The sequence below is a fragment of the Kitasatospora sp. NPDC057965 genome (assembly GCF_042887135.1).
GTDB lineage: Bacteria > Actinomycetota > Actinomycetes > Streptomycetales > Streptomycetaceae > Kitasatospora.
On sequence record NZ_JBHVPZ010000013.1, the window covers coordinates 192,794 to 217,587 of the forward strand.

Annotated in this window: 21 protein-coding genes; 10 read left to right on the forward strand and 11 right to left on the reverse strand. The window is 75.2% G+C overall.

Annotated elements, in window-relative coordinates:
* The first annotated feature begins 26 nt into the window (after positions 1 to 26).
* Positions 27 to 869: an inositol monophosphatase family protein gene (locus ACFVVU_RS19095; RefSeq protein WP_387791062.1), complete on the forward strand. Its 843-nt coding sequence runs from the start codon at positions 27 to 29 to the stop codon at positions 867 to 869.
* A 51-nt stretch (positions 870 to 920) separates the two neighbouring features.
* Here ACFVVU_RS19095 and ACFVVU_RS19100 read toward each other — a convergent pair whose 3' ends face one another.
* The gene (locus ACFVVU_RS19100; protein WP_387791064.1) at positions 921 to 4,811 is read right to left on the reverse strand and encodes a tetratricopeptide repeat protein; all 3,891 of its coding nucleotides are present in this window, start codon (positions 4,809 to 4,811) and stop codon (positions 921 to 923) included.
* Between the two features lie 523 nt (positions 4,812 to 5,334).
* On the opposite strand from ACFVVU_RS19100, the gene ACFVVU_RS19105 reads away from it, so the two are divergent.
* From ACFVVU_RS19105 to ACFVVU_RS19120, 4 genes are all read left to right on the forward strand, one after another.
* On the forward strand, positions 5,335 to 5,412 hold the full coding sequence (locus ACFVVU_RS19105) for a tryptorubin family RiPP precursor (protein WP_350540985.1): 78 nt from the start codon (positions 5,335 to 5,337) through the stop codon (positions 5,410 to 5,412).
* 116 nt (positions 5,413 to 5,528) lie between these two features.
* Positions 5,529 to 6,575, forward strand: a complete 1,047-nt coding sequence (locus tag ACFVVU_RS19110) for a cytochrome P450 (protein ID WP_380685818.1) — start codon at positions 5,529 to 5,531, stop codon at positions 6,573 to 6,575.
* Positions 6,576 to 6,756: 181 nt separating this feature from the next.
* The gene (locus ACFVVU_RS19115) at positions 6,757 to 7,653 is read left to right on the forward strand and encodes a glutaminase (RefSeq protein ID WP_355361529.1); all 897 of its coding nucleotides are present in this window, start codon (positions 6,757 to 6,759) and stop codon (positions 7,651 to 7,653) included.
* A gap of 192 nt (positions 7,654 to 7,845) precedes the next feature.
* On the forward strand, positions 7,846 to 8,916 hold the full coding sequence (locus tag ACFVVU_RS19120; protein WP_387791066.1) for a phosphatidylinositol-specific phospholipase C domain-containing protein: 1,071 nt from the start codon (positions 7,846 to 7,848) through the stop codon (positions 8,914 to 8,916).
* Positions 8,917 to 8,983: 67 nt separating this feature from the next.
* Here the strand turns inward: ACFVVU_RS19120 and ACFVVU_RS19125 are convergent, their stop codons facing one another.
* Positions 8,984 to 9,544 carry a GNAT family N-acetyltransferase gene (locus ACFVVU_RS19125; protein ID WP_387791068.1) on the reverse strand — a complete coding sequence of 187 codons (561 nt, stop codon included), beginning with the start codon at positions 9,542 to 9,544 and terminating at the stop codon, positions 8,984 to 8,986.
* A gap of 63 nt (positions 9,545 to 9,607) precedes the next feature.
* On the opposite strand from ACFVVU_RS19125, the gene ACFVVU_RS19130 reads away from it, so the two are divergent.
* The gene (locus tag ACFVVU_RS19130; RefSeq protein ID WP_387791071.1) at positions 9,608 to 10,645 is read left to right on the forward strand and encodes an LLM class flavin-dependent oxidoreductase; all 1,038 of its coding nucleotides are present in this window, start codon (positions 9,608 to 9,610) and stop codon (positions 10,643 to 10,645) included.
* A 269-nt stretch (positions 10,646 to 10,914) separates the two neighbouring features.
* On the opposite strand, the gene ACFVVU_RS19135 is transcribed toward ACFVVU_RS19130, so the two are convergent.
* The 4 genes from ACFVVU_RS19135 to ACFVVU_RS19150 are packed head-to-tail and all read right to left on the reverse strand — an operon-like array spanning position 10,915 to position 14,424.
* Entirely contained in the window at positions 10,915 to 11,892 is a 978-nt protein-coding gene (locus ACFVVU_RS19135; protein WP_387791072.1) for a hypothetical protein, read from the reverse strand.
* Positions 11,889 to 12,722, reverse strand: coding sequence for a hypothetical protein (locus tag ACFVVU_RS19140; protein ID WP_387791074.1), 834 nt, complete (start codon positions 12,720 to 12,722; stop codon positions 11,889 to 11,891). The genes ACFVVU_RS19135 and ACFVVU_RS19140 overlap by 4 nt, the downstream gene beginning before the upstream one ends.
* On the reverse strand, positions 12,719 to 13,531 hold the full coding sequence (locus ACFVVU_RS19145; RefSeq protein ID WP_387791076.1) for a hypothetical protein: 813 nt from the start codon (positions 13,529 to 13,531) through the stop codon (positions 12,719 to 12,721). The genes ACFVVU_RS19140 and ACFVVU_RS19145 overlap by 4 nt, the downstream gene beginning before the upstream one ends.
* A gap of 41 nt (positions 13,532 to 13,572) precedes the next feature.
* On the reverse strand, positions 13,573 to 14,424 hold the full coding sequence (locus ACFVVU_RS19150; RefSeq protein ID WP_387791078.1) for a hypothetical protein: 852 nt from the start codon (positions 14,422 to 14,424) through the stop codon (positions 13,573 to 13,575).
* A 342-nt stretch (positions 14,425 to 14,766) separates the two neighbouring features.
* Here ACFVVU_RS19150 and ACFVVU_RS19155 point away from each other — a divergent pair, with 342 nt between their 5' ends.
* A complete protein-coding gene (locus ACFVVU_RS19155; RefSeq protein ID WP_355360977.1) occupies positions 14,767 to 14,934 on the forward strand; it encodes a hypothetical protein in 168 nt (55 codons plus the stop codon).
* Between the two features lie 162 nt (positions 14,935 to 15,096).
* Here the strand turns inward: ACFVVU_RS19155 and ACFVVU_RS19160 are convergent, their stop codons facing one another.
* The 5 genes from ACFVVU_RS19160 to ACFVVU_RS19180 form a co-directional block, all read right to left on the reverse strand.
* A complete protein-coding gene (locus ACFVVU_RS19160) occupies positions 15,097 to 17,292 on the reverse strand; it encodes an MMPL family transporter (RefSeq protein ID WP_387791080.1) in 2,196 nt (731 codons plus the stop codon).
* A gap of 136 nt (positions 17,293 to 17,428) precedes the next feature.
* Positions 17,429 to 17,818 carry a DUF302 domain-containing protein gene (locus ACFVVU_RS19165; RefSeq protein WP_387791082.1) on the reverse strand — a complete coding sequence of 130 codons (390 nt, stop codon included), beginning with the start codon at positions 17,816 to 17,818 and terminating at the stop codon, positions 17,429 to 17,431.
* Between the two features lie 80 nt (positions 17,819 to 17,898).
* Positions 17,899 to 18,180 carry a metal-sensitive transcriptional regulator gene (locus ACFVVU_RS19170; RefSeq protein WP_387791083.1) on the reverse strand — a complete coding sequence of 94 codons (282 nt, stop codon included), beginning with the start codon at positions 18,178 to 18,180 and terminating at the stop codon, positions 17,899 to 17,901.
* 32 nt (positions 18,181 to 18,212) lie between these two features.
* On the reverse strand, positions 18,213 to 19,598 hold the full coding sequence (locus tag ACFVVU_RS19175; protein WP_387791085.1) for a rhodanese-like domain-containing protein: 1,386 nt from the start codon (positions 19,596 to 19,598) through the stop codon (positions 18,213 to 18,215).
* Between the two features lie 127 nt (positions 19,599 to 19,725).
* Positions 19,726 to 20,616 carry an SDR family oxidoreductase gene (locus tag ACFVVU_RS19180; protein WP_387791086.1) on the reverse strand — a complete coding sequence of 297 codons (891 nt, stop codon included), beginning with the start codon at positions 20,614 to 20,616 and terminating at the stop codon, positions 19,726 to 19,728.
* Between the two features lie 49 nt (positions 20,617 to 20,665).
* On the opposite strand from ACFVVU_RS19180, the gene ACFVVU_RS19185 reads away from it, so the two are divergent.
* The 3 genes from ACFVVU_RS19185 to ACFVVU_RS19195 are packed head-to-tail and all read left to right on the forward strand — an operon-like array spanning position 20,666 to position 24,788.
* On the forward strand, positions 20,666 to 21,703 hold the full coding sequence (locus tag ACFVVU_RS19185; protein WP_387791088.1) for a zinc-binding dehydrogenase: 1,038 nt from the start codon (positions 20,666 to 20,668) through the stop codon (positions 21,701 to 21,703).
* A complete protein-coding gene (locus ACFVVU_RS19190; RefSeq protein WP_387791090.1) occupies positions 21,700 to 23,823 on the forward strand; it encodes a beta-galactosidase in 2,124 nt (707 codons plus the stop codon). Before ACFVVU_RS19185 ends, ACFVVU_RS19190 begins: the two co-directional genes overlap by 4 nt.
* Positions 23,820 to 24,788 carry an ROK family protein gene (locus tag ACFVVU_RS19195; protein ID WP_387791093.1) on the forward strand — a complete coding sequence of 323 codons (969 nt, stop codon included), beginning with the start codon at positions 23,820 to 23,822 and terminating at the stop codon, positions 24,786 to 24,788. The genes ACFVVU_RS19190 and ACFVVU_RS19195 overlap by 4 nt, the downstream gene beginning before the upstream one ends.
* Positions 24,789 to 24,794: the final 6 nt, after the last annotated feature.

Below are 24,794 nucleotides of genomic sequence, written 5' to 3' on the forward strand. Positions count from 1 at the left end.
AGCCCAAGCTGTGATGTGATGGACAGATGATCGACGAACGATTCGCCGCGGACTGCCTGGGCCCGGTGGAGGAGGCGGTCCGGCGGGCGGCGGCCGCCGAGATCATGCCGCGCTTCCGCGCGCTGACCGCCGACCAGGTGGCCGAGAAGCACGGCCCGCACGACCTGGTGACCGTCGCCGACCGGGGCGCCGAGGCGCACCTGACGACGGCTCTGACGGCGCTGCTGCCCGGCTCGGTCGTGGTGGGGGAGGAGGCGGTCGACGCGGACCCGGGTCTGTACGCGGAACTGGCCGGCGACCGCCCGGTCTGGATCGTCGACCCGATCGACGGCACCCGGACCTTCGTCCGCGGCGACGAGGGGTTCTGCACACTGGTCGCCCTCGCCCACCGCGGGGAACTGCTGGCCTCCTGGACGTACGCCCCGGTCCACGACCGGATGGCGACGGCCCTGCGGGGCGGCGGCGCCCGCCTGGACGGCGTCCCGCTGCGGACGGGCTCCCCGGCCGACGGCGCGCCGCTGGAGATCGCCGCGTCCTTCCCCTTCCACGCCACGCCCGCGGCGAAGCGCGCGCTGCTCCACCTGCGGACCGAGGGCGTGCACACCCGGCCGTGCGCGGGCTCGGCGGGCCTGGAGTACGTGGCGATCGCCCGCGGCGTCCTCGACGCGACCGTGTTCGCCTGGGAGAACGCCTGGGACCACGCGGCCGGCCTGCTCCTGGTCGCCGAGGCGGGTGGCGCCCACGCCACCCTGGACGGCTCGCCCTTCCGCCTCGCCGGGGACAACCTCCTGCCGTTCACCACGGCCCGCGACGTGGCCACCGTCGGCCGGATCCGCCGCCTCCTGCTCGGCGACCGTCCCGTCCGGTAGCCGCGGGCCGCTCCCCTCCCACGGCCCCGACAAGGATCCACCAGGCAGGCCCTAACCGCCGACGTGGTCCCGGACGGCGTCCGGCAGCCGACGGCCGGTGACGGAGCGCCAGGCCCGCTCCACGGCCCGCGGCCCGAGGTCCCGGGCCAGCAGCCCCAGGTTGACCACGCTCGGCCAGGTCAGCGGGTGCGGGAACTCCTCGAAGCAGGTGATGCTGCGCACCAGCCACTCCATCGCCTCGCGGGGCCGCCCCTGCTCCGCGGCGAACAGCCCGAACTGGCCGAAGGTCCGCGCCAGCCCCGGGGTGTCGCCGATCCGGTGCGAGACGTCCAGCGCCTTGCGGTACCGGGCCTCGGCGTCCACCGCCCGGCCGCCGGTCTGGGCGGTCACCCCGAGCTGGTGATAGCTGACCGCCACCCCGGCCTGGTCGCCCAGCTCCTCCCGGACCGTCAGGGCCCGCGCGTGCCAGGCCTCCGCCCCGTCCAGGTCGCCGAGCCGGGCGGCGACGACGCCGAGTTGGTGCTGGCTGGCGGCCGTGCCGGGCCGGTCGTCGAGGTCCTGGCGGATCTCCAGCGCCTTGCGGTGCCAGGTCTCGGCCTGTTCGAACCGCTCCTGGGCCGTGGCCAGCACGCCGAGCTGGTGGTAGCCGCGGGCGGTGTCGGGCAGGCTGCCCGACACCTCGGCGAGGGCCAGCGCCTCCGTGCACCACTTCTCGGCCGCGGCGAGGCGGCCCAGTTCGGCGGCGACGGCGGCGAGCCGGTGGTGGAGGTCCGTCGCGAACGGCCGGTCGGCCGGCTGGTCGGCGTCGGCCAGGGCGCGCCCGTACCACAGGTAGGCGTCCTCGAAACGGCCCTGTTCCTGGGCCAGCACGCCGAGTTGGTGCCGGCAGGCGGCGGCCCACCGGGACTCGCCCTGCTGCTCGAAGGCGTCGAGCGCCTCCCTGGTCCGGCGCTCGGCGTCCGCCGGGCGGTCGAGGCGGTGGGCGATCACCCCCAGCTGGTGGCGGCCGATGGCGATGCCGTGGGCGTCGTCGAGCCGCTCCAGGAGCGCGAGCGCGTGCAGGTACCACTGCTCGGCCTCGGCGAACTCGCCCCGGTCCACCGCGATCCGGCCGAGGTGCTGGTAGCCGTCGGCGAGGTCGTCGAGCTGGTCCGGATCCGGGGTCTGCCGGTCGACGGCGTGGTGGATCTCCCGGAAGGTCCGCTCGGCCTCCTCGGTGCGCCCGGCCCGCACCAGGCGCCGGGCGTCGGCGCCGAGCACGGAAAGCCAGAGCGCGCCGGCCGGGGTGCCGGCCGTCGGCGGTCCGCCGTCGACGGCCTCCAGGGCGGTCCGCACCCGGTCGGTCCAGCCGCGCGCCTCGGCGTCCAGCCCGTGGGCGCTCCAGTGGGCCTGCAGCGGCCGCACGAGCGCCAGGGCCTGCAGCCACCGCCCCTGCTCGACGGCCCGGCCGAGCAGGCCGCCGATGGTCCGGCGCTGGAGGTCGAGCGCGGTCAGGACGAACTCGGTGCTGCCGCTCCGCAGTTCGCGGGTGAGCAGGAGGCAGAAGTTGACCTGGGCGCCGAGCAGGGCCTCCTCGGCGGCGGCCCGCTGCTCGGCGAAGCCGGGTTCCTCGGCCCGCCACCGGGCGGTGAGCACGGCGGCGATCGCCGGGTGGACCAGGAAGGCGGTGCCGGCGCGGGCGGTGAGCAGACCGAGGCCGGCCGCCCGCTCCAGTAGCCGCTGCCACTCCTCGGTGCCGCGGTCGCGGAAGCGCTCTGGAGCCGGCGGCTGGCGGGAGAGCAGGGCGAGCACGGTGGCGTCGGCGGTGCCCCGGAAGAGCGTGACGGCGGCCAGCGCCCGCCGGTCGGCGGCGGTCAGCCGGTCCAGCGCGTGGGCGGCGCTCACCGCGAGTGCCGTGTGCCCGTTTCCTTCCGGATGCGCCTCGGCGTCGCGGGTGAGGGCGTCCAGGGCGTGCCAGGGTTCGTGCGCGTCGAGCGAGGCCAGCACGAGCCGCAGGGCCAACGGGTGCCCGTCCGGCCACTCCAGCAACTGGCCGAACACCCGCAGCCCGCGTTTGCGGGCCGTTTCGGGGTCCCCGGGGAGGAACTGCTCGGCGTACTCGACGGCCTCCTCCGGGGCCAGGCCCGGTACCTCGATCCGCAGCGGCCCGGCGCCCAGCCAGTCCTCGGGGGTGCGGCTGGTGAGCACGACCGCACCGCGCCCGTGCCCGGCCACCCGGCCGAGGAACGCCCGCAGTTCGGCGCGCTCGTCCTCGTCCGGAGCGGGGGTGCCGCCCGCCGGGTCGTGCGGCGTGTGCAGGGACTCCACGCCGTCCCAGATCAGCAGCACGTCCCGGGCGGCGAGCTCCTGCTCGACGGCCTCCCGGCGCTCGGCGGGCGTGAGCGGGTCGAACTCCTCGGCGGCGAAAAGCCGGTGGCCGATCCGGTCGACCACCCCGGCCAGTCCGAACGAGGCCACGCCGGGCTCGAAGGAGTGCAGCACGACGGCGTCCGGCCCGTCCACCGCGCCGGTGTCCCGGCACCAGCGGCCGAAGGCCTTCGCCAGCTCGGTCTTGCCGACGCCCGCGGGGCCGTGCAGGACGACCACCCGGTGGTGCCGGGCGCCCGTGTCCAGGTCGAGCAGCAGGCCGTCCCGGCCGACGAACGCCCCGACGGGGGCGAGGCCCTCCAGACCGTCCCGGGCGTCGCGGTCCACGGTGCTCCCGTGCCCGGCCGTGCGGGCGTCGGGCAGTTCGCCGTGCTCCGGCGCGGACCGCTCGGCCGCCAGTCCGGGGAAGGCGACCTCGGTGCGGCGGTAGAGGGCGGGGACCGTCCAGTCGGCCAGCGGCAGCGGGCCCCTGGCGGAGGCGCGCCGGTCCTGTTCGGCGAGGTGCCGACGACCGGCCGCCACCGCTCGCGCGATCGGCTCGCCGCGGCGGAGGTGTTCGTAGACCACGGTCAGGAACGCCGTGGTGGCGGTGGGGCCGGGGCCGTAGGGCAGGGCGAGCACGGCGCCGGCGCCGTCCCGGAGCAACCGGAGGGCCGCCGCGGCCTCGGCCTGTCCGGCCGGGCTCCCCGACCGGTGGGGGCTCAGGACCACCAGCGGGACCGCGGCGGCGGCGAGCAGCCGGGCGACCCGCTGGACCGGTACGGGGTCCGGGCCCCCGTCCGGACGCTCGAACACCAGCACGTCGTCGGGGTCGTGGCCCCGGGAGGCCAGCGGACGGCGGGCGGGACCGTCGAGGTCGCCGGCGCCGGAGAGCACGCCGGAGCCGTCGAAGTGCACGATCTGGAACGGGCGGCCCTCCTCGCGTGCCGCACGGAGCGTCTCGCCGAGCGCGGCGAGGGTCGGCGGGCGCAGCACCCGGAGCTCGACCGCGTCGCGCCCCGGTCCGAGCCGCCGCAGCAGGGGGAGGGCGCTCGTCCGTGCGGCGGCGTCGAGGGCGGCCTCCTCGGCGGTGTCCGGCCGGGTGACCACCAGCAGTACCCGCAGCCGGGACCCGTCCGTCGCGGTGAGCGGGTCGAGGGCGTGGAGCGGGTCGGCGTCCGCCGGGCAGCGGCTCACCGTCACGTCGTCGAGCACCAGCGGTGCCCGGCGCCCCGGATCCGTCATCAGCTCCCAGGGCAGGCCGAGCAGCGGAGTGGAGTCCGAGCGCAGCACGATCTCCAGCGCGCCGCCGCGGGCCCGCGCCCGTTGGTAGGCGTCCCGGCCGGGGCCGTCGCCGAGCAGCGCGGAGAACATCCGGACCCCCCAGTCCGGGAGCCGGTGGGCGATGTGCGGGCCCCGCTCGCCGTACGGCCCGAACGGGGTGCGCAGGTGGTCCTCCAGGTACCAGCGCAGGTCCTCCAGCGCCGTGTCGTCCAGGGGCCTGCGCAGCCATCCGGCATCGACGGCGGGCGCCGGGACGTCGGCCCCCGGCGGCCACTCCGTCACGGACATCCGGCCGTCGGCGTGGAGATCCACCACCAGACGTTCGACCACAATCGCCCCCAGCGAGTGCTTGGCGGCCGGTCGGCCGTTCCGCTGCGGAGCACAGGGTAGCGGCGTCGCCACCGAAGGCGGGCGCCCGGGGGCGAAGTGTGCGGTGACGACCCGTCGCGGGCCCGTGCGGCGGGGTGCGGAACGGAAGGGGCAGCCGGGTTGCCCCAAAGGGCAGACCGAACGTTTCGTCGGGAGCGTTCGACCCCTCCCGGCCCCCCGTGCAGAAGCCGGCGTTCACCTGGGGGCCACCGGCGGGCGTGGCCCTGACCAGCGCTGTCGCGCTCGCGTCAAGATCGCCCCGGCCGGCCGGGAGGCGTCAAACCAGCCGGGTCGACCGCACTCCGGGTGACCTGCGTCACTTGACCGTGTTTTCCGGCTGGGATTCACTTTTTCCGGCGGCGGAATGCGGAGGGTCGAATTCTGCGGAACCCCCCGGGACCGTCCTCGCCGACCGCTCGCCGAACAGTTGTTCGTCATCGTTCCCTGTCGACATGGAGGTGCTGTCATGAAGCTCGTTCACTTCGTGAAGAAGGTCATGCCGGAGAAGAGCCTGAAGGCCTACGCCTGGTACGGCTGGATCTAATTCCCCGGCGGTTCTTCCGCCGTCGGACACGTGCCCGGCGAGTGCCACCCGCACTCGCCGGGCACGGCCGCTCACCACGAGCCGGCCACCACAGCCGCTCACCCTTGGAGTCACGGATGGCTATGTCCAGCACCGGCCGGAGCGCCCGGGTCACCCTCTTCGCGCCGCGGATCGACGACCTCCTGCGCAGGTACCGCGGTCAGGACCTGTTCCGCCTGGAAGCGGACACCGTCGGGGTCGCCGGCGTCGACCTCATGGACGGACTGCTGCGCAGCCGGCCGGCCAACGCCGAGGAGCGCCCGACCTTCAAGCCCGTGCAGGGGCGGTCGGTCACCCGGGCCGACGCCGCCGCGCTCATGCAGGCCGTCTCGGCCGACGTCCGGGCGGCGCTGAAGAAGCCGCTGGGCGAGCGGACGGACCTCTCCGGAAAATGGCCGCACACGCCGCACGTGTATCTCCGTGACCTCGTTTTCGGACAGGAGAGTTTCCGTTTCCGGGTCCTCGTCGACCGTCGGCTGGAACTCACCCCGAAATTGACCTGGATGGCGGTCGCGGCCGGCACGGCGATGCTCGGAAAGCCGGGTACCGAAATTCCGCTGTCGAATCTGGCGGCCCGGGTGCTGGACGCCGAGACGTACGACGACCGCCGCTACGCGATGTACCTCTACCGGCGGGTGGCGGGGCCGATCTGCTTCACCGTGGCCGCGCTGGTGACCAACGCGGTCTGGCTCGGCGCCCCCTTCGACGACGACGTGCCCAATCGGGACGTCCTGCTGGAGGCGCTGCGGCTGCTGCCGCCGTCCTGGAACATCCTGCGGGTCGCCTCCCCGGAGTTCGGCGTCGTCGACGGCCGGATCGGTCGCAAGGACGACATCCTGATGCTCCCGCTGCTGAGCCATCGTGACCCCCGGCTGTGGGACGACCCGGAGGCCTTCCGCCCGGAGCGCTGGAAGGACCTCGACCCCGACACCCAGCCCGGCTACCTGCCGTTCGGGCACGCCAACGAACGCTGCTGGGGGCGGCACATGGTGATGCCGCTGGCCGAGCGGATCCTCGACCTCGTCCGCCGCGACGGGCTGGTGGTCAGCCCCGAGCAGCGGGTCGGCCGGGTGGAACTGGACGGCCTGCTGGAGGTCTCGGGCGTCCGGATGGTCCGCCGCTGAGGAGAACCCGGGGGCGCGTCGGGCGCACGGCGCGCCGGGGCCGACACCCCGGCGCGCCGCCGACCCCGCCCGCGGCCTGCCGGGCGGCGGGGTCGACAATGGCGCGGTGAACGACACGAGCGGCCTGACCCAGCTGACCGGCCCGAACGACTCCGACGGCGCCGGTGCGGACCACCAGGCGCTGGTGCGCGACGCGATGGCCGCCGCCGTGCGCTCGCCGTTGCGCGGCCGGGTCGCCGACTACATCCCGGCACTCGCCGAGGCCGACCCGGCGGCCTTCGGCATGGCGATCGCCACCGTGGACGGCCGGGTCTTCGGCGCGGGGGACTGGCGGCGGCCCTTCTCCGTCCAGTCGGTGTCGAAGCTGTTCACCCTCGCCCTGGCGCTCGCCGAGGGCGGTGACGGCCTGTGGACCGGGGTCGGCCGCGAGCCCTCCGGCAACCCGTTCAACTCGCTCGTCCAGCTGGAGTCCGAGCACGGCATCCCGCGCAACCCCTTCATCAACGCCGGCGCCCTGGTGGTGACCGACCGGCTGCTCGACCTCACCGGCGACGCGGCCGGCGCCGTCCTGGACCTGCTGCGCGCCGAGTCCGGCGATCCGACCGTGGACGTCAACCGGTCGGTGGCCGCCTCCGAGGCCGAGCACGGCCACCGCAACGCCGCCATGGCGCACTTCATGGCCAGTTACGGCAACCTGCGCAACCCCGTCGAGGACGTGCTCGCCCACTACTACGCGCACTGCGCGATCGAGGCGGACTGCCGGGACCTGGCACTGGCCGGCCTCTTCCTGGCCCGTCACGGCGTGCGGGCCGACGGCTCGCGGCTGCTCTCGCGCAGCGAGGCCAAACGGATCAACGCCGTCCTGCTCACCTGCGGCACCTACGACGCGGCGGGCGAGTTCGCCTACCGGGTGGGCCTGCCCGGCAAGAGCGGCGTCGGCGGCGGCATCCTCGCGGTCCTGCCGGGCCGGGGCGCGGTCTGCACCTGGAGCCCCGGCCTGGACGCCGCGGGCAACTCGGTGCTCGGCGTCGCCGCCCTGGACGCCCTGACGACGGCCACCGGCTGGTCGGTGTTCTGACGGCGGCACGGCCGCGGGCCGCGACAGCCGGCCCGGACAGCTCCGCCCGGTGACGGTCCGGAAGCTGACGGTCACGAACTTGTTATGTCCTCTTCACCGTTTCGACGGCCGGCCGGGTCATGCTCTGCACCGGCGGAAGCCACCGCCGAAGGCGCGCCGGCCCGCCGGCGCACTGACAAGGGGACTGACACCGTGACCGTCCGCCGTACCCTCATCGGCACCCTCACCGCCGGCCTGCTCGCCGCGGCCGCCGCCGTCCTGCCCGTCGGCGCCGACGCGCAGGCCGCCGGCGGCGGCACCCCGGGCGAGCTCCCGTTCGCCTCCGCGACCACCGTCGGCCTGCACAACACCTACGACCCGGCCGCCTTCGGCTACCTCGCCCAGGGCCTGGACACCGGCACCGGCATGATCGAGCTGGACGCCTGGCCGAACGTCGTCACCAAGGAGTGGAAGGTCAGCCACTCCAACCCGCTGGGCAACAGCAACAACTGCGTCAGCGCCACCTCGGCCGCCCAGCTCTACTCCGGCGGCACCAACAAGAACCTGGACGCCTGTCTGGACGACGTGCGGATCTGGCTCGCCGCCCACCCCGGTGCGGGCCCGCTGGTGATCAAGCTGGAGCTCAAGCCGGGCTTCTCCGGGAACCTCGGCATGGGCCCCGCCCAGCTCGACGCGGTGATCGCCGCCCACCTCGGCCCCGCCGCGCTGCGCCCGGCCGACCTGCTCGCCAAGCCGGGCGGCGGCTCCTACCCGACCCTCGACGACGCCGTCCGGGCCGGCAACTGGCCGACCAGGTCGGCGCTGGCCGGACGCGCCCTGGTGTACGTGATCCCCGGCACCGTGGAGCTGGACAACCCGTTCGACACCCTGCACACCGACGTCGAGTACGGCCGCCACCTGCGCGACCTGGCCGCGGCCGGCCGGATCGGCGAGGCCCGGATGTTCCCCACCGCGCTCGGCGCGGCGGCCGGCGACCCGCGCACCCGGTACAGCGAGACCTCGATCCGCCCCTGGTTCGTGGTCTTCGACGGTGACGCCGCCACCTACCTCAACGGCATCGACACCGGCTGGTACGACACCAACCACTACCTGCTGACGATGACCGACGCGCACAACGTCGCCCCCGCCATCAGCAACACCGACCCCACCGCCGACCAGGCCCGTGGCCGCACCGAACAGCTCGCCCGCGCGCACGCGACCATCGTCTCCAGCGACTGGCGCAAGCTCCCCGACGTCCAGTCACTCGTCCTCACCCGCGGCTGACGCCCGGCACCCCGCAACGCGGACGCTCGGCCGGGGCTCCCCGGCCGAGCGTTCTGCCCGGGCGGACTCAGGCCGGGGAGTCGGCGGCCGGCTCCGGCTCGTCGGTCCACTCCGAGGCCAGCAGCCCGAGGACGACCTCGTCCTCGAACGCCCCGCACACCCAGGCGGCGCGCCGCAGCGTGCCCTCGACCACGAAGCCCGCCCCGGTGGCGGCCTTGATCATCGGCACATTGGAGGCGAGCGTCTCCACCTGGAGCCGCTGCAGCCCGCGCACCGTGAACCCGTAGCGGCAGAGCAGCCGCACGAGGTCGCCGGCCAGGCCGCGCCCGCGGAACCCGGGCCGCAGCGCGAGGCCGAGGTGGGCGCGCCGCTGGTGGGCGTCGATGCCCCACACCAGCGCCTCCCCGGCCAGCTCGCCCGAGGACAGGTCCACCACCGAGAAGAAGGCGACCCCGTCGTCGCCCGGGCCCACGACGAACGGGGACTCCGGGGAGCCGGGCGCGAGGGGCCGCCAGGGGCGGGTGTCCGCTCGCGAACGGGTGGCGACGTCGTCGTAGAGCTTGGTGTGCAGCACCGGGATGTCGTCGTCGTGGCGGGCGCGGAGCGCGATGCGGGAGGTGCGTAGCATGTCACATTGTTAACAGGGGTCACTGCCGCCCCGCAATCGAATTTCCACCCGGCCTCCCGGGGAATGACGGTGCGCCGGTCGGCCGTTGGCACCGAGGTGACCGCCGCGCCCGCCCTCCGCCTCTCCGTCCTGGACCGATCCCGCACGCGTCGAGGGGAGCAGCCCGCCCGGGCGCTGCGCGACACCGTCGCGTTCGCGGTTGAGGCCGAGCGGCTCGGCTACCACCGGTTCTGGGTCTCCGAGCACCACGGCGTGCCCGGAGTGGCCGGCTCGGCGCCGACGGTGCTGGCCGCCGCCGTGGCCGCCGCGACGTCCCGGATCCGGGTCGGCACCGGCGGGGTGATGCTCCCCAACCACCAGCCCCTCGTCGTCGCCGAGCAGTTCGGCGTCCTGGAGGCGCTGTTCCCCGGCCGGATCGACATGGGCCTCGGCCGGTCGGTGGGCTTCACCGACGGCGTGCGCCGGGCCCTGGGCCGGGAGAAGGACGCCGCGGACCGCTTCCCCGAGCAGCTCGCCGAACTGCTCTCCTGGTTCGACCCCGCCGCGCGCGGCCCCGGGGGCGTGCACGCCCGCCCCGCCGAGGGCCTGGACGTCCCCGCGTTCGTACTGGCCACCGGTGCGGGCGCGGACGTGGCCGCCGAGGCGGGGCTGCCGTTGGTGATCGCGGCGGTGCGCGGGGAGGAGGCGATGCGGGCGGCGATCGACCGCTACCGCGAGCGCTTCCGCCCCTCCGCCCGCGCCGGGCGGCCCTACGTGGTGGTCTCCGGGACGGTCGCCGTCGCCGGGAGCGAGGAGCGGGCCCGGGCGCTGCTCGTCCCGGAGGCCTGGTCGAGCGCGCACAGCCGGACCCACGGGGAGTTCTCACCGCTCGAACCGGCCGAGGAGATCCTGGCCCGGTCGATGACCCCGCGCGAGCGGGCCGCCTTCGAGCAGGCGCTGACCGGCCACCTGGCGGGCACCCCCGAGCGCGTCGTCGCCGAGCTCGCGGCGCTGATGGAGCGGACCGGCGCCGACGAGTACCTGGTCACCACCAGCACCTACGACCGGGCGGAGCTGCTGGCCTCCTACCGGCTGCTCGCCGAGGCCGCCGGGCTGTCCTGAGCCCCGGCGGCGGTGGCCGCTTCCCCGATCACTCGTCGACCTGCCGCGCTGCCGCGCGGTCCGGCCGTCCTTCCCCGGTCGCGGTCCGTTTCCACGACGTCGGCGTCGGCGGCGGTCGGCCGGAGGTGCTCCGCCTCGCGCGGTCGGTCGTTCTCCACGGCGTTGTCCATGGCCGCCACTCCGGTGGCGCCCGGCCATCAGCAGAACTGCCGATCTGCTGAACACGTCATCAGCTGAGCTGTTGACCGGGCGCCATCCAGGGGCAGGGTTCAGGCCAACAGGTCCGACTGGAGCGTCACCACCTGCCGGAACGCGGCCGCGGGCACGCCCTTGGGGTTGGACAGGGTGACGACACCCACGAGGTCGCCCGCCGCCAGGTACGCCACCCGGACGGGCGGCGCCTCCTGGGGCGTGGCGGTCCGGGTCGCGAGGGTGATGCCGTAGACCTCGTCCCAGCCCGTGGGCGCGGCCTCGCCGACGGTGGGGACGTCCTTCGGGCCCTTGCCGTCACGCAGGCCGGCGAAGGCGGAGAACGCCTCGCCGGAGGAGCCGAACGAGAGCAGACGGATCTGCGTGCGGGTGCCGTCGGAGGCGGTCCACTCGCGGACGACGGCGGTGCGGCAGGCGTACTGCAGGAGCAGGGCGCGGGCCTCGGCCTGGTCCGCCTGCTCGGCGACGAAGGCGTCGCAGTCCCCCGGGCCGGCGGCCGCTCCGGGCGCGGGGGAGGCGTTGGTGGTCGTGGCCGAGGCGGAGGGGGAGGGGGAGGCCGAGGTGGTCGGGCTCGCACTCGCGCTCGGGGTTCCGCCACCGGTCACCGAGAGCGGCGCCGGCTGCGTGGTCGGCGTGAGCGAGCCGCCCGCCTCCTTGGGCACGGGCAGCAGCAGTTGCCGCAGGTCAGCCGCGTGCCGGTTCTTGTTGTCCTTGGGCGCGGCCTTGCCGGAGGGCAGCGCCGGCAGGACCAGCGCCGGGAAGGTGTAGCGCCCGTCGCTCTTGGTGGCCAGCCCCGGCAGGTCGGTGCGGTCCTGCGCGGTGACGGCGAGCGCGCTGCCCGTCCCGGCCAGCGCGCACACCACGGCGGCGGCGCCCCAGCGCAGCGCGGCCTTGCGGCGCAGGCTGCCGCGGGCGGCGCGCTCGTCCTCGGTCGGTGCTCCGGCCGCGGGCGCCACGGCGGGAACGGGCGGCACCGAGGGGACGTCCCCCACGACGGGGGCGTCCGGCACGGCGGTGCTGTCGGTGCTGTCGGTCATACGGAGGCTCCCGGGCGGGCGAGGCGGTCGAGCTGCTGGGCCAGCAGGGCGACGATCGTGTCCTTGGGCAGCGGCGCCAGACCCTCGGCGTCCATCACCACCAGGAGGTCGCCCTCGGCGGCCGAGCACTCCATGCGGTCGAGCGGCGCGGACGGCGGCGCGGGCATCAGGTAGCAGTGCGCCTCGGGGTGGCCGGGGACGGCGGGGCCGAGGCGGAAGATGCCGGTGTCGCTGAACACGGCCGTGTACTCGTTCGCCGACTTCACCTCCTGCTGGTTGAACTGGTGCAGTTTCATCCCGATGACGAGGTCGCCCTTCTGGCTCTTGTAGGTCCGCACGCCGCCGGCCTTGACGTGCAGGTCCTTCCAGGCCTGACGGAGCTTCTCCCGTTCTTCCTTGGGGAGCGTCCCGAGGTCGTCGTCGAACGCGGCGGTGAGCTGGTCGGCCGTCAGCTCGGTGTTGTTGCCGTCGGGGCCGTCGTCCGGCCCGGGCTCGAACTCGGCCGGGACCGGCAGCATCAGGTCGAGCAGGGAACCGAAGTGGTTTCCGTTGGACTTCGCGCCGAACGGCGTGGCGGTCGCCGTCGGGGCGGGTGCGGCCGTGGAGGGGGCCGGAGCCGCGGCGGGCGCCGGGTCGTCGTACCGGACCTCGATGATGCCGACACCGATGGCCACGCCGACCAGGGCCGCCGCCGCGGTCGCGCCGCCGACGCGCAGGGCGCGGCGGGTCGTGGCGGAGGCCGCCGGGGCCCCGGTGACGGCGGGCCCGGTGACGGCGGGCTCGGCCTGCGGGCCGGGGAGCACGGGCTCGGTCACGTTGTTGTCGGTCATACCAGCCGCTCCCACTGCTGCTTGGCGAGGCCCTTCACGAACTCGGCGTCCACCGGCTTCGTGCCGAAGACCTTGATCTCCATCAGCACGGTGCCGCGCTGCGCCACGGCAATGCCGGGGTAGTACTGCTCGGTCGTCTCGGCCCAGTACGCGGGCTTGTCGCTGACCTCGTAGCCGCCGTTGGCGTTGTCGGCGAACGGTTGCAGGCGGGTGATGCCGCGCTTGGCCGCCTTCTCCACCTCCGCGGCGGAGTCGGGCCCGAACTGGACCAGGGAGACGCGCACGCTCATGTCGCCCTGCTGCCAGTCGACCTCCACGGCACGCCGGAATCCGCTCCGGTTGAGCTCGCTGAAGACCGAGGCAGCCTTTCCGGAGGTGTCGGCGCGTTCGCCGACCGTGATCCAGCTCGGCGTGTCCGGGTAGTCGTCCCAGGCCTTGCTGCCGCTCGGCGCGGTGATCAGCAGCTTGCGCAGGTCGCCGTCGATGGCGAGTGGCGAGGGCGTCGACGCGGCGGCGGGCGGGTCCTGCACCCCGGCGGGGTACGTCGGCAGCGCCACCTGGACCGGCGGCAGCGGCGTCGGCGGGCGGCCTGCCTGGACGGCGTAGCCGATGCCTCCGCCGGCGGCGGTCCCGAGCACCAGGCCGGAGACCAGCAGCAGGACCGGACGCGGACGGCGCGGGCGCCGGGCGGGCACCTGGTCGGCGGCGGGTTCGGTGCCGGGTTCGGTGGCGGACTCGGGCGCGGGCGGTGCGGCCGGCGGGGGCGGCGGTCCGTCGACCGGCGACGGCACCACGGGTTCGGTGGTCACGCAAGGCTCCAGAGAGGAAGAATGGGGAGGGCCGGTCGGCTTCAGCGGCCGGAGGTCAGCCAGTCGCGCTGGCGCTTCATCAGCTCGCTGAGCAGCGCCTTGTCGGGGTCGCCCTTCACCTCGACGTCGACCGTGTACTGCACGTCGCCCTGGCTGGAGATCCCGCTCAGCGAGCCGGTGTACGCCTGCTGCTTGGGCTTGCTGATGTACCCGTGGGCGGCGGAGTCGCCGGTGACCTCGACGGTGGGGAGGTCCCTGGTGTCGTTCTTGGCGAAGAACTCCGCCTGCGCGGCGGTCGCGAAGCGCAGCAGGGTGACGGTGACCTCGGCCTTGCCGTCCGCCGTGCGGTACGTCCGGGTGGCGGCGTCCTTGTAACCGAGCGTGTGGAGGGCGCGCATGACCTCCGCCCCGTCGCCGAACTCCTTGATCATCTCCTCGTCGGTCAACGGCATGCCGTCGGCCGGGCCGTAGGACTCGCCGCCCGCGGGGATCGGGAGCAGGAAGTACCGCAGGTCGCCGTCGTGCCGGCCGCCGCTGACGCTGCCCTTGAGGGTGCTCGTCGGCGTGGGGACGGGCGCGGGCGGCGGGACGGTCGCCGGAGCGGAGGCGGAGGGCGTGGGCGACGCGGTCGGGCTCGCCGAGGTCGGCGCGGCCGTCGTCGCGGCGGTGACGGCCGGCCGGTCGTCGGGCTTGCCGACGGCCACCGTCACGGTGGCGCTGATCGCCGTGACGGCGAGCAGGCCCGCGGTGGCGAGTGCGACGGCGGCGGCACGCGAACGCTTGCGACCGGTGGCCGACTCGACGGCGGTCGGGTCACCGGTGGCCGGAGCGGCGACGGCCGGAGCGGCTGCCGCCGGGTCGGCGACGGGCGGCACGTGATCGTGCGCGGACAAAGGGATTCCCCCCAGGGAAGGATCGGGAAGTGTGCGCTCGGGCCTCTCAAGGGCACTCCACGGCGGCTCTCACGGCCGCCCGTCGCGCGTATGGCTGGAATTATGAGAGCGCGCCGCTCCCACCGCCAACATGATCAATCACCGCACTTCGTCCCAAGATCCGATCAAAGGGACACGCCGTGATCGAACCGAAATCGATTCGCGGGTTGAAGCGATGCCCATGGCACCGGCGTACGCGTCCGAGTGGCCGGAGCCGTCCCTTTCCTGCCGGAAAGATACCCCCACCGGTATAGTGGAGGGGAGGGAGAATCCCTCGTTCCCCCGGACGTGAGGAGTCCTGAGATGTGTCGACGTACGACGTGCCGGAGCTGCGGCAAGGCCACCTACGCGGGGTGCGGCATGCACGTCGACCAGGTGCTGGCCGGCGTCGCCAAGGCCGACCGCTGCGCCTGCGACCGCAACGCGCAGAAGGGCGGGGGCTTCTTCGCGAAGCTCCTTGGCCGCCGCTGAACCCACGGACCCCCGACGGGCCGTGCCGGACATCCCCGGCACGGCCCGTCGTGTTTCCGTGCCCGCCTGCGTTTCCGTGCCCGGCCACCGAGCGCGACCGACGCCGACGGCCCGGCCCGCCACAGGGGCGGACCGGGCCGTCGGGAGCAGGACACGTCCTGGCTAGTCGTGCGAGAAGGAGATCTTCGGCAGCACGCGGTCGAGCCAGGCCGGCGTGCGCCAGGCGGCGGCGCCGGTGAGCCGGAGCAGTACCGGCAGCAGCACCAGGCGGACCAGCGCGGCGTCCAGCAGGACGGCGACGCCGAGCACGATGCCCATCTCCTTGGGCGGCAGCGGCCCGGACAGGGCGAAGGTGAAGAACACCGCGACCATCACGCCCGCCGCCGCGAAGATCACCCGGCCGGAGTGGGCCAGCGCGCCGACCATGGCCTCGCGCGGGTCGCCGGTGCGCTCGTAGTGCTCCTTGGCGGACGCGAGCAGGAAGACCGTGTAGTCCATGGCGATGGCGAAGATCATCGCGAAGAAGAACACCGGCGCCCAGCCGTCCAGGAAGCCCTGCGGCGTGAAGCCGAGCAGCCCCGCGCCGTGGCCGTCCTGGAAGACCAGCCGGGCGACGCCGAAGGCCGCGCCGGTGGACAGCAGACTGGCGGCCGTGCCGAGCGCCGAGATCAGCGGGGCGCGCAGGGCGACCAGCAGGAGCAGGAAGCCCAGGCCCATCACGACGCCGATGACCAGCGGGGTCTTCTCGGTCAGCAGGTGCTGGAGGTCCAGGTTCTCCACCGCGGCGCCGCCGACCAGCGTGTCGGCCGGGAGGTCGGCCCGCAGTGTGTCGACGGTGCGGCCCAGGTCGGGGCTGGAGGGGTCCACGGCGGGAACGGCCTGGACCATCGACCAGCCGGAGCCGTCGGCGGCCGGCTGCGCGGGCATCACACCGGCGATGCCGGGCGTGGCGGCGATGTCGGCGGCGACGCCCTCGGCCCTCTGGGTCGGGGTGAGGATCTGCAGGGTGCCGGGCGCCCCGGGGCCGAAGGCCTGCTGGACGGCGGTGTAGCCGGCGCGGGCGCTGGCGTCCTCGGGCAGCACGGCGATCGAGGGCATGGCGGTCCGCAGCCCGATGACGGGCGCGGCGAGGGCGATCAGCGCGGCGAGGGCCAGCGCGCCGTAGCGCAGCGGGTGCTTCCACAGCCGCTCGCCCCAGGCGGCGAAGCGCGCCGAGCGGTGCTCACCGGTCTTCACCCACGGCAGGGCGAGGGCGTCGACACGGTGGCCGAGCCGGCCGAGCACGGCGGGCAGCAGGGTGAGGGTGGCGGCGAGCACGAACAGGACGGCGAGCATGATGCCGCCGGCCATCGAACGGAACGCGGGGGACGGCACAAGCATCACGGCCGAGAGGCTGACCAGCACGGTCGCGCCGGACAGCAGGACGGCCTTGCCCGCGGTGTCCATGGTCTCGGCGACCGCCGCGGCGCTGCCGAGCCGGTGTCCCGGCGCCGGGTTCCGGCGGGCGGCGGCGGCCCGGGCGCTGCGGAAGCGGACCACCAGGAAGAGCGCGTAGTCGATACCGAGCGCGAGCGCGAACATCATCGCGAAGTTCATCGCCCAGACGGAGATCGGGAACAGGTGGCTGAGCAGGACCAGCGAGCCGGCGGAGGCGGCGAGTCCGGCCATGGTGAGCAGCAGCGGGAGCCCGGCGGCGACCAGGGAACCGAAGGCGAGCACCAGGATGGCCAGGGTGACCGGCCAGGACATGATCTCGGACTTCATCATGGCGTCGTGGTTGGCCTTGTTGAAGTCGCTCCACAGCACCGAGGCGCCGGTGGCGTGCACGTCGACGCCGTTGCCGGAGAGGGCGCTCAGCGGGGCCTTGAGGTCGTCGGCCGCGCGGACCATGTCGTCGGGGGAGGCCTTGGCGCCGGCGAGCAGGACGGCGGTCCGGCCGTCCTGGGCGATGGTCGCGCCCGGCTGGGGCGCCAGCACGGTGGAGACCCGGGGGTCGGCCGCGGCGAGCTCGCCCGCCCTGGTGATCACCTGCTGGACGTCCGGCTCGGTGACCGGGCGGTCGGCGGCGACCACGATCTGCAGCGCGCTGGAGGCGTTGCCGGCGAAGTGCTGTTCGGCGACCTGCCGGACCTTCACCGACTCGGAGCCGTCGGCCTGCCAGCCGGCCCCGGAGAGCGCCGAGGTCACCTGCGGCGCGAACGCGCCGAGGCCGACGACGACCAGCAGCCAGCCGGCCAGGACGGCCTTGAAGTGGCGGACGGACCAGAGGCCGAGCCGTCCGAGCAGGCCCGGGGGAGGGGCCGGCTCGGACGGCGCGGCGGTGGCCGGCCGGCTGATGGTGGTGTCCGGGTGCTTCACGGGGTGCTCCGTTCCTGGTGCGCCCGCCAGGGACGCGGGGCGCGAAAATACGGGTGGGGGTATATGGAAGGTCAAAAGGGAGGGGCCCGCTCCGGGCGGGCCCCGTCGTTCAGGAGTCGCGCGGCCGGTCAGCCGGTCAGCCGGTCAGCGCGGCCAGGGCGGCGCGCAGCCGGGTGGCGGCCTCGTCGGCGACGGCCTGCAGCGCGGGCTGCCCGGTGACCCGGACCATCAGCTGCGGGTCCATCGCCTCGACGACGGTGCGCCCGGCGTCCGCGCGGACCACGACGTTGCACGGCAGCAGCAGTCCGATGTGCCGGTCCGCCCGGAGGGCGCGGTGGGCCAGCGGCGGATTGCAGGCGCCGAGGATCAGGTAGTCCTCGATCTCCTCGCCGATCTTGGCCCGCAGGGTCGCGCGGACGTCGATCTCGGTGAGGATGCCGAAGCCCTGCTCGGCGAGTGCGGCCCGCACCCGTTCGACGGTCTCGGCGAAGGGCAGGTCGAGGGTGACGGGGATCCCGTACTCCATGGGGTGCTCCATTCCTGGGTGGCTCGGTGGCCTGCTGTCTGCTGTCCGCTGTCTGCTTGTTCCGGTGGGCGGGGGACGGGTCAGGCGAGGGTGAGGAACAGCTTCTCCAGCTCGGTCTCACTCATCGCCGGCGCCTCGCCGTCCGCGGCCGTGCACTGGCGCATGCCGCTGGCCACGATCTTGAACCCGGCCCGGTCCAGCGCGCGGGAGGCCGCGGCCAACTGCGTCACGATGTCCCGGCAGTCCCGTCCGGACTCGATCATCGCGATCACGCCGCTGAGCTGCCCCTGCGCCCGGCGCAGGCGGTTGAGCACCGCGCCGACCGCGTCGTCGTCGACCCGTACGGTCGGTTCCTCCACCATCTCGTCCTCCTCGATCGTTCCGCCCGGGCGGCTCAGACCGCCGTCGGCCGGTGCGCCTGGTCCCACGCGGCGTAGCCGCCGAGCAGGTCGGAAACCTCGTCGAGGCCGTGGTGGCGCAGCAGGCTGGCGGCGATGGACGAGCGGTGGCCGCCGGCGCAGTGGACGACCAGCGCGCGGTCCCGCGGGATCTCGGCGAGGCGGGCGGGGAGCTCGTTGAGCGCGATGTGCACGGAGCCCTCGACGGTGCCCTCCGCGCGCTCGCCGCAGGTGCGGACGTCGAGCACCAGCGGGGGGCGGTCGCCGGCGAGGGCGGTGCGCAGCTGGTCCACGGTGAGGCGGGCGGCGGGGGCGAGCTGGTCGGCGAGCGCGGGCAGGCTCGCCTCGGGCTCGGCCAGGTGGCCGACGGTGCGGTCGAAGCCGATGCGGGCGAGGCGGGTGACGATCTCGCCCTCGCGGCCGTCCGGCGCGACGACGAGCAGTGCGGCGTCCGGCCGGAGCACGGCGCCGGCCTGCTCGGCGAAGCGGCCGTCGGCGGGCACGTTGACGGCCCCGCGCAGGTGTCCGGCGGCGAACTCCTGCGGGCTGCGGGCGTCGACCACGACCGCTCCGTCCTGCCGGCGGGCCGCGAACTCCTCGGCGGTCAGCGGACGGTGGGCGAGCGCGGGGTCGAACAGGTCGCGGTCCTGCCGGTTGAGCGCGGCGTCGTGGCCGAAGTACCCGGGGGCGGTGGACTGGCCGGCCGTGACGATCGCGACGAACTCGTCCTCGCTCATCGGCGCGCAGGCGTAGTTGGTGGCGCGCTGGGCGCCGATGGTGGACTGGCGCTCGGTGGACAGGTTCTTGCCGCAGGACGAGCCGGCGCCGTGCGCGGGGAAGACCCGGACCTCGTCGGGCAGGCCCATCAGCTTGTGCTGGACGCTGTGGTGGAGCATCCGGCCGAGCTCCTCGGCGGTGGTGCCGGCCGAGGCCAGCAGGTCGGGGCGCCCGACGTCGCCGATGAACAGCGCGTCGCCGGTCAGCACGCCGTAGGGGACGGCGTCCCCGGAGCGCTCGAACACCAGGACGCTGATCGACTCGGGGGTGTGTCCGGGGGTCTCCATGATCTGCAGCGTGACCTCGCCCAGGTCGATCCGCTCGCCGTCGGCGAGCTTGCGGATCGGGTACTCGGTCACCGCCCGGTGGCCGTAGCCGATCCACGCGCCGGTGCGGTCGGCCAGCTCCAGGTGTCCGGCCAGGAAGTCGGCGTGGAAGTGGGTGTTGATGACCGCCTCGACGGTGAAGCCGTGCGCCTCGGCGTCGGCGACGTACTCGTCGATGTCCCGGCGCGGGTCGATCACCACGGCGCGGCCGGTGGTCTCGTCGGCGACCAGGTAGGAGGCCTGGGAGAGGCAGTCGAGGTAGTACTGGGCGAAGAACACCGTGGGTCGCTCCTGTGTCCGATGATCAGATTCCAAAATACCCAGTGGGGTATCCGTTCGCTCTCCACCATACCCCCGGGGGTAAATTTCGGCGAAGCGGGACGCCCGAGGAGTCGGATGCCGTCGATCACGACGTGCCGGGACCGCGGCCCTGGGCCGTCAGGTGGGCGAGCGCGGTGTCCAGGGCGGGGCCCAGCAGGCGGTGGCGGGTGCTGCGCAGGACGAGCCGAGGCGGGCGGGGGCACTCGGCGTGGGCCTGCGGGCCGCGGACGGGCACCACCCGGGTCGGCAGGTCCAGTGCTCGCTGGACCCGGGACATCAGCTCGAAGCGGGTCACCACGTCGGCGCCGCCGTAGTGCAGGACCCCCGTGCGGTGCCACAGCCGGGCCAGGGCCGGCCCGATGCTGGGGAGGTAGACGGGGGCGCAGACCAGGTCGGTGCGGGCGGGGGTGGTCGGCGCGGCCAGGCGGGCCAGGAAGGTGTTCGCCCAGGGGCCGCGCCCGAAGACCAGCGGGAGCCGCACGACCAGGTGCCCGCCCTCGGCGAGCAGCAGGTCCTCGGCCGCCGCCTTGGTCCGCCCGTAGACGTTCACGGGGGAGCGCGGGTCCGCCTCGGTGTACCGGGGGCGGGTGCCGTCGAAGACGTTGTCGCTGGACAGCAGGACGAGCTTCGCCGCCGAGCCGCGCAGGGCGTCCAGCAGCACCTCGACGGGGCGGACGTTGAGGAGGCGGGCCAGGGCGGGATCGGCCTCGGCCGCCTCCAGGGGGACCAGGCCGGCCGCGTGCACGACCAGGTCGAAGCCGTCGGCCGCGAGCGCCGCCAGCCTGGTCTCGTCGCGCAGGTCCAGCCGGACCAGGCCCGGGGCCGCCCGGGTGGCGTATGTGCCGACCACCGCGTGGCGGGGGGCCAGATGGCTCCAGAGGCCGCCGCCCACGAACCCCGACGCGCCGAGCAGCAGGATCCTCGGACCGGGGCCCGCCGGTGCCTCCCACCCACTCGGCCGCCCGTACCGGTTCATATCGGACACCCTATGGCACTGTTGGGGGACGAACCGGTGGGAGGCTGCGATGAAGGCCGTCGTGTTCGAGGACGTGGGCCTGCCCGGCATCCACGATCGCGCCGTCCCCTCCTTCGAGGCGGACGAGGTCCTGGTCGAGGTCGCGGTCAGCGGCATCTGCGGCACGGACCGGGCGATCCTGCTGGGAGAGTTCCCCGCCCGGCGGGGTGTCGTACTGGGGCACGAGGCGGTCGGCGCGGTGGCCGCGGTCGGGGCCGGGGTCACCGCCGTGGCGCAGGGCGACCGGGTGGTGATCAACCCGACGTACCACTGCGACCGGTGCCGCCCCTGCCGGCGCGGGATGCCGGCCCACTGCGGGGCCAAGGAGGGCCGGGAGCTCGGCGTCGACCGGGACGGCACGATGGCCGGCTTCGCCGTGGTGCCCGAGCGCTTCGTCCACCGGCTGCCCGACGCGGTGTCCTACCGGCGCGGAGCCCTGGTGGAACCGCTCGCCTGCGTGCTGAACAACCTGGCGGCGGCCCGGCCGCGCTGGGACGACCGGGTGCTCGTGGTCGGCGCCGGGCCGATCGGCGCGCTGTGCGCGCTGGTCCTGGCCCGGCGCGGCGCCCGGGTCACGCTGGCCGAGCGCGATCCGGGCCGGGTGGAACTCGCCCGCCTGCTGCTGCCGCGCACGGTCCGGGTGCTGGCCGCGGCGGAGGCGGACGCGGCGGGCGCGCCCGATGTCGCCATCGACACCACCGGCGCGCTGCCCGGGGACGTGCTCGGCACGATGGCGGCCGGCGGCACCGTCGTGGTGATGGGCGAGAAGGAGGCCGGCGTCGCCACCGTGCCGCTGAGGTCCCTGGTGACCAGGGGGATCCGCCTGGTGGGGGCGGGACCGTACCGGCCGGCGGACTTCGCCCTGGCGGTGGACCTCGCGCGGGAACTTCCGCTGGAGACCCTGGTGACCCATGTGCTGCCGCTCGAACGGTACGCCGAGGCCCTCGCGCTGCTGGCCGTCGTCCCGCCGGCGCCGGGCCGACCGGAAGCGGACGGGTACCGCGCCATGAAGGTGCTGCTCGGCACGGACGGGAGCCCCGCCCCGTGAGGCCCCGCTTCCTGGACGGCACCCTGTGGCTGGACGGCCGCCCCCGGTTCCTGATCACCGGCGAGTACCCCTACTACCGGGACCGCCCCGGCCGCTGGGCGCCCAAGCTACGCGCCCTGCGCGAGGCCGGCATCGAGGTGGTGACCAGCTACGTCCCCTGGCGCCACCACGAGATCGCCCGGGGCGGCGGCCGCCGGTGGTGCTTCGACGGCGACGGCAACCGCGACCTGGCCGGCTTCCTGGAGCTGGTCGCGGCGACCGGGCTGCTCGCGGTGCTGAAGCCCGGCCCCTACGTGCACGCCGAACTGCCCTTCGGCGGGCTGCCCGACCGGCTCAGCCCGACGCTCGACCCGGAGCGGCCCGCCGCCCGGTCCGCCGACGGCCGGCCGCTGCCCTGCGACCGGTTCACGCTGCCCTCGGCGCTGGACCCGGGCTTCCTCGCCGACGCCACGGACTGGCTGCGCGCCGTCGGGCTGTTCCTGCGGCCGTTCGCCCATCCGCACGGGCCCCTCGTCGCCGCCCAGATCGGCAACGAGGGCCACTACGGCGAGACCGCGCTGCCGATCGACGCGCTCGACTACTCGCGGCCGGGCACCGAGGGCTTCGCAGGCTTCGCTCCCGGTGTGGCCGCGCCCACCCGGGCGGAGGACCGGCTCTCCGCCGAAGGGCTGCGCTCCCTGGTGAGCTGGGGCCGGTGGTCCGCCGAGTCGCTCACCGCCGGAATGGCGCGGCTGGCCGAGGCGCTCGGCGCGGACCTCCCCGTCTTCACCAGCTACTCGCCGCCGGCCAGGGCGGACCGCGTCCCCGGCCGGGCCGCCGGACGTTACGACGCCTGGCTGGCCAGGAACCGGGTGGGCGCGGCGCCCGCGCTGCCCCGCGCCTACACCAGCTGGACCGGCCCGGTGCTCCGCGAGGAGGAGGCCCTGGTCAACTACGTCCTGGCGGCCAAGGGCGGGCCCGGCCCCAACATCGAGGAGAACTGGGGGCTGGGCTGGGCGGATCCGGGCTGCGCCTTCCCGGTGGTGCCGATCCATCACACCCTGCTCGGCGTGGCCTGCGGGGCGACCGGCATCAGCGTCTACCCGGCCTGCGCCACCGAGGGCTGGGGTCCGCACCTCGCGGTGGACGGCTCCCGGCTCGCCGGCCCGGCCGGTGACCCCGCGCAGTTCTCTCCGCCGTACGGGGACGCCGCCCCGATCCGCCTCGACGCCGGCCCCGGCCCGGCCTTCGCCGCGCTGCGGGTGCTGACCCACTTCATGGCCGGACGGCAGGAGCCGCTGGCCCTCTCCCGCCCGGAGCCCGGCGTGTGCTGGGGCGTCCACCCGCCGTACGCGGCGGTCGGGGCGTGGGACGGGACGGCGGACGGCGAGCGGCCCGTGCCCCCGGCCGCCCGCACCCTGGTGCCCTTCGTCGCCCACTGCCTGCGGCGGAACCTGCCCTTCCGGCTGGCCGAGCTCTCCGGCCGGGCGGGCCCCGGCCCCGGGTCGGGGCCGCTGGTCACCGTGTCGGGCCGCTTCATGGAACGGGCCCTGCAACGGCGGCTCGCCCGGTTCGCCGAGCAGGGCGGATCGCTGCTCCTGGTGGGCGAACCTCCCGCGCTGGACGAGGACCTGCGCCCCTGCGCCGAGCTGGCCGCGGCGGTCCGCCGGCACGGCGGCGCCCGCGTGCGCACGGCGGCCCCCGGCGGGCGCTCCCTCGGGGCGGCCGTCGAGGACTGGCTCCACGCGAGCGACGCCCCCGTGCGGGCCGGACCGGGACCGTGGCTCGAACTGCGCAGGACGGCCGCGGACCCCGAGGAGGTGCTCGTCTTCCTCTTCAACCGCACGGACTCCCCGCTGCGGGCCCGCACCGCGTGCGGGGAACACCAGGTCACCGCCGACCTGGTGGGCGGCGGCTGCGCCGTCGTCCAGGTGTCGCACGGGCGGCTCGCGGCGTGCTACGTGAAGGGGCTCGACGAGCGGTCCGGTGCCGGGCTGCCGGTCCGGGTCCGGGTGGGCGGAGATCTGCTGGCCTCCGACCGGCCGTGCGACCTTTCTGCCCTGCGCGGACCGGGCGGCTTCGAGGTGCGGACCGCCGCGGGGCCGGACCGGGCCCGGGTGGTCCTGCCGGAGGCGGCATGACCGCCGCCCCGGCCGAGGCGGTCGGCATCGACGTCGGCGCCACCAAGATCGCGGCGGTGCGGGTGGCGGCCGACGGCGCGGTGTCGGCGCGGGCCCGCCGCGCCACACCGCGCCGTACGGCGGAGGAACTGGTCGCCGCCGTGGCCGGTCTGGTGGCGCTGGTGGGCGGCGAGCGGGTCACCGCGGTCGGTGTCGGCCTGCCGGGGATGGTCGATTCCCGGACCGGGGCGCTGGCCTTCGCGCCCGGCCTGGACTTCGCGCGGGCGCCGCTGCGGGAGCTGATCGCGGACGCGGTGGGGCTGCCGGTGGTGACGGACAACGACGCCAACGTCGCCGCGTGGGCCGAGTACCGGCTCGGCGCCGGGCGGGGCCACGACCACCTGGTGCTGGTGACGCTGGGCACGGGGCTGGGGTGCGGGGTGGTGGCCGGCGGGCGCCTGCTGCACGGCGGGCACGGCTTCGCAGCCGAGGCCAGCCATCTGACCGTCGATCCCGGGGGACCGTGGTGCGAGTGCGGAAACCGCGGGTGCTGGGGTGTCGCGGCGTCCGGGGCCGCCATCGCGCGACTCGGACGGCAGGCCGCCACGGACCTCCCGGGCTCCCCACTGGCCCGGCTGGTCGACGCGCGCGGCCGGGTCGGTGAGGGCCGGCCGGACGCCGGAGCGGCCGTGACCGAGGCCGCCCGCCGTGGCGACCACCGGGCGCTGGACATCCTGGGCCGGATCGGCACGCTCACCGGCGTCGGCCTGGCCGCCCTGGCCAATCTGTTCGACCCCGCCGTGGTGATCGTCGGAGGCGGCCCGGTCGCCGCCGGCGACCTGCTGCTCGCCCCGGCGCGCGCCGAGTTCGCCCGCCGGCTCTACGCGCCCGGCGACCGCCCGCCGGTGCCCGTGCTGGCGGCCCGCTTCGCCGACGAGGCCGGTGCGATCGGCGCGGCGCTGCTGGCGCTCGACCTCGCCGGCTGAGGCCCC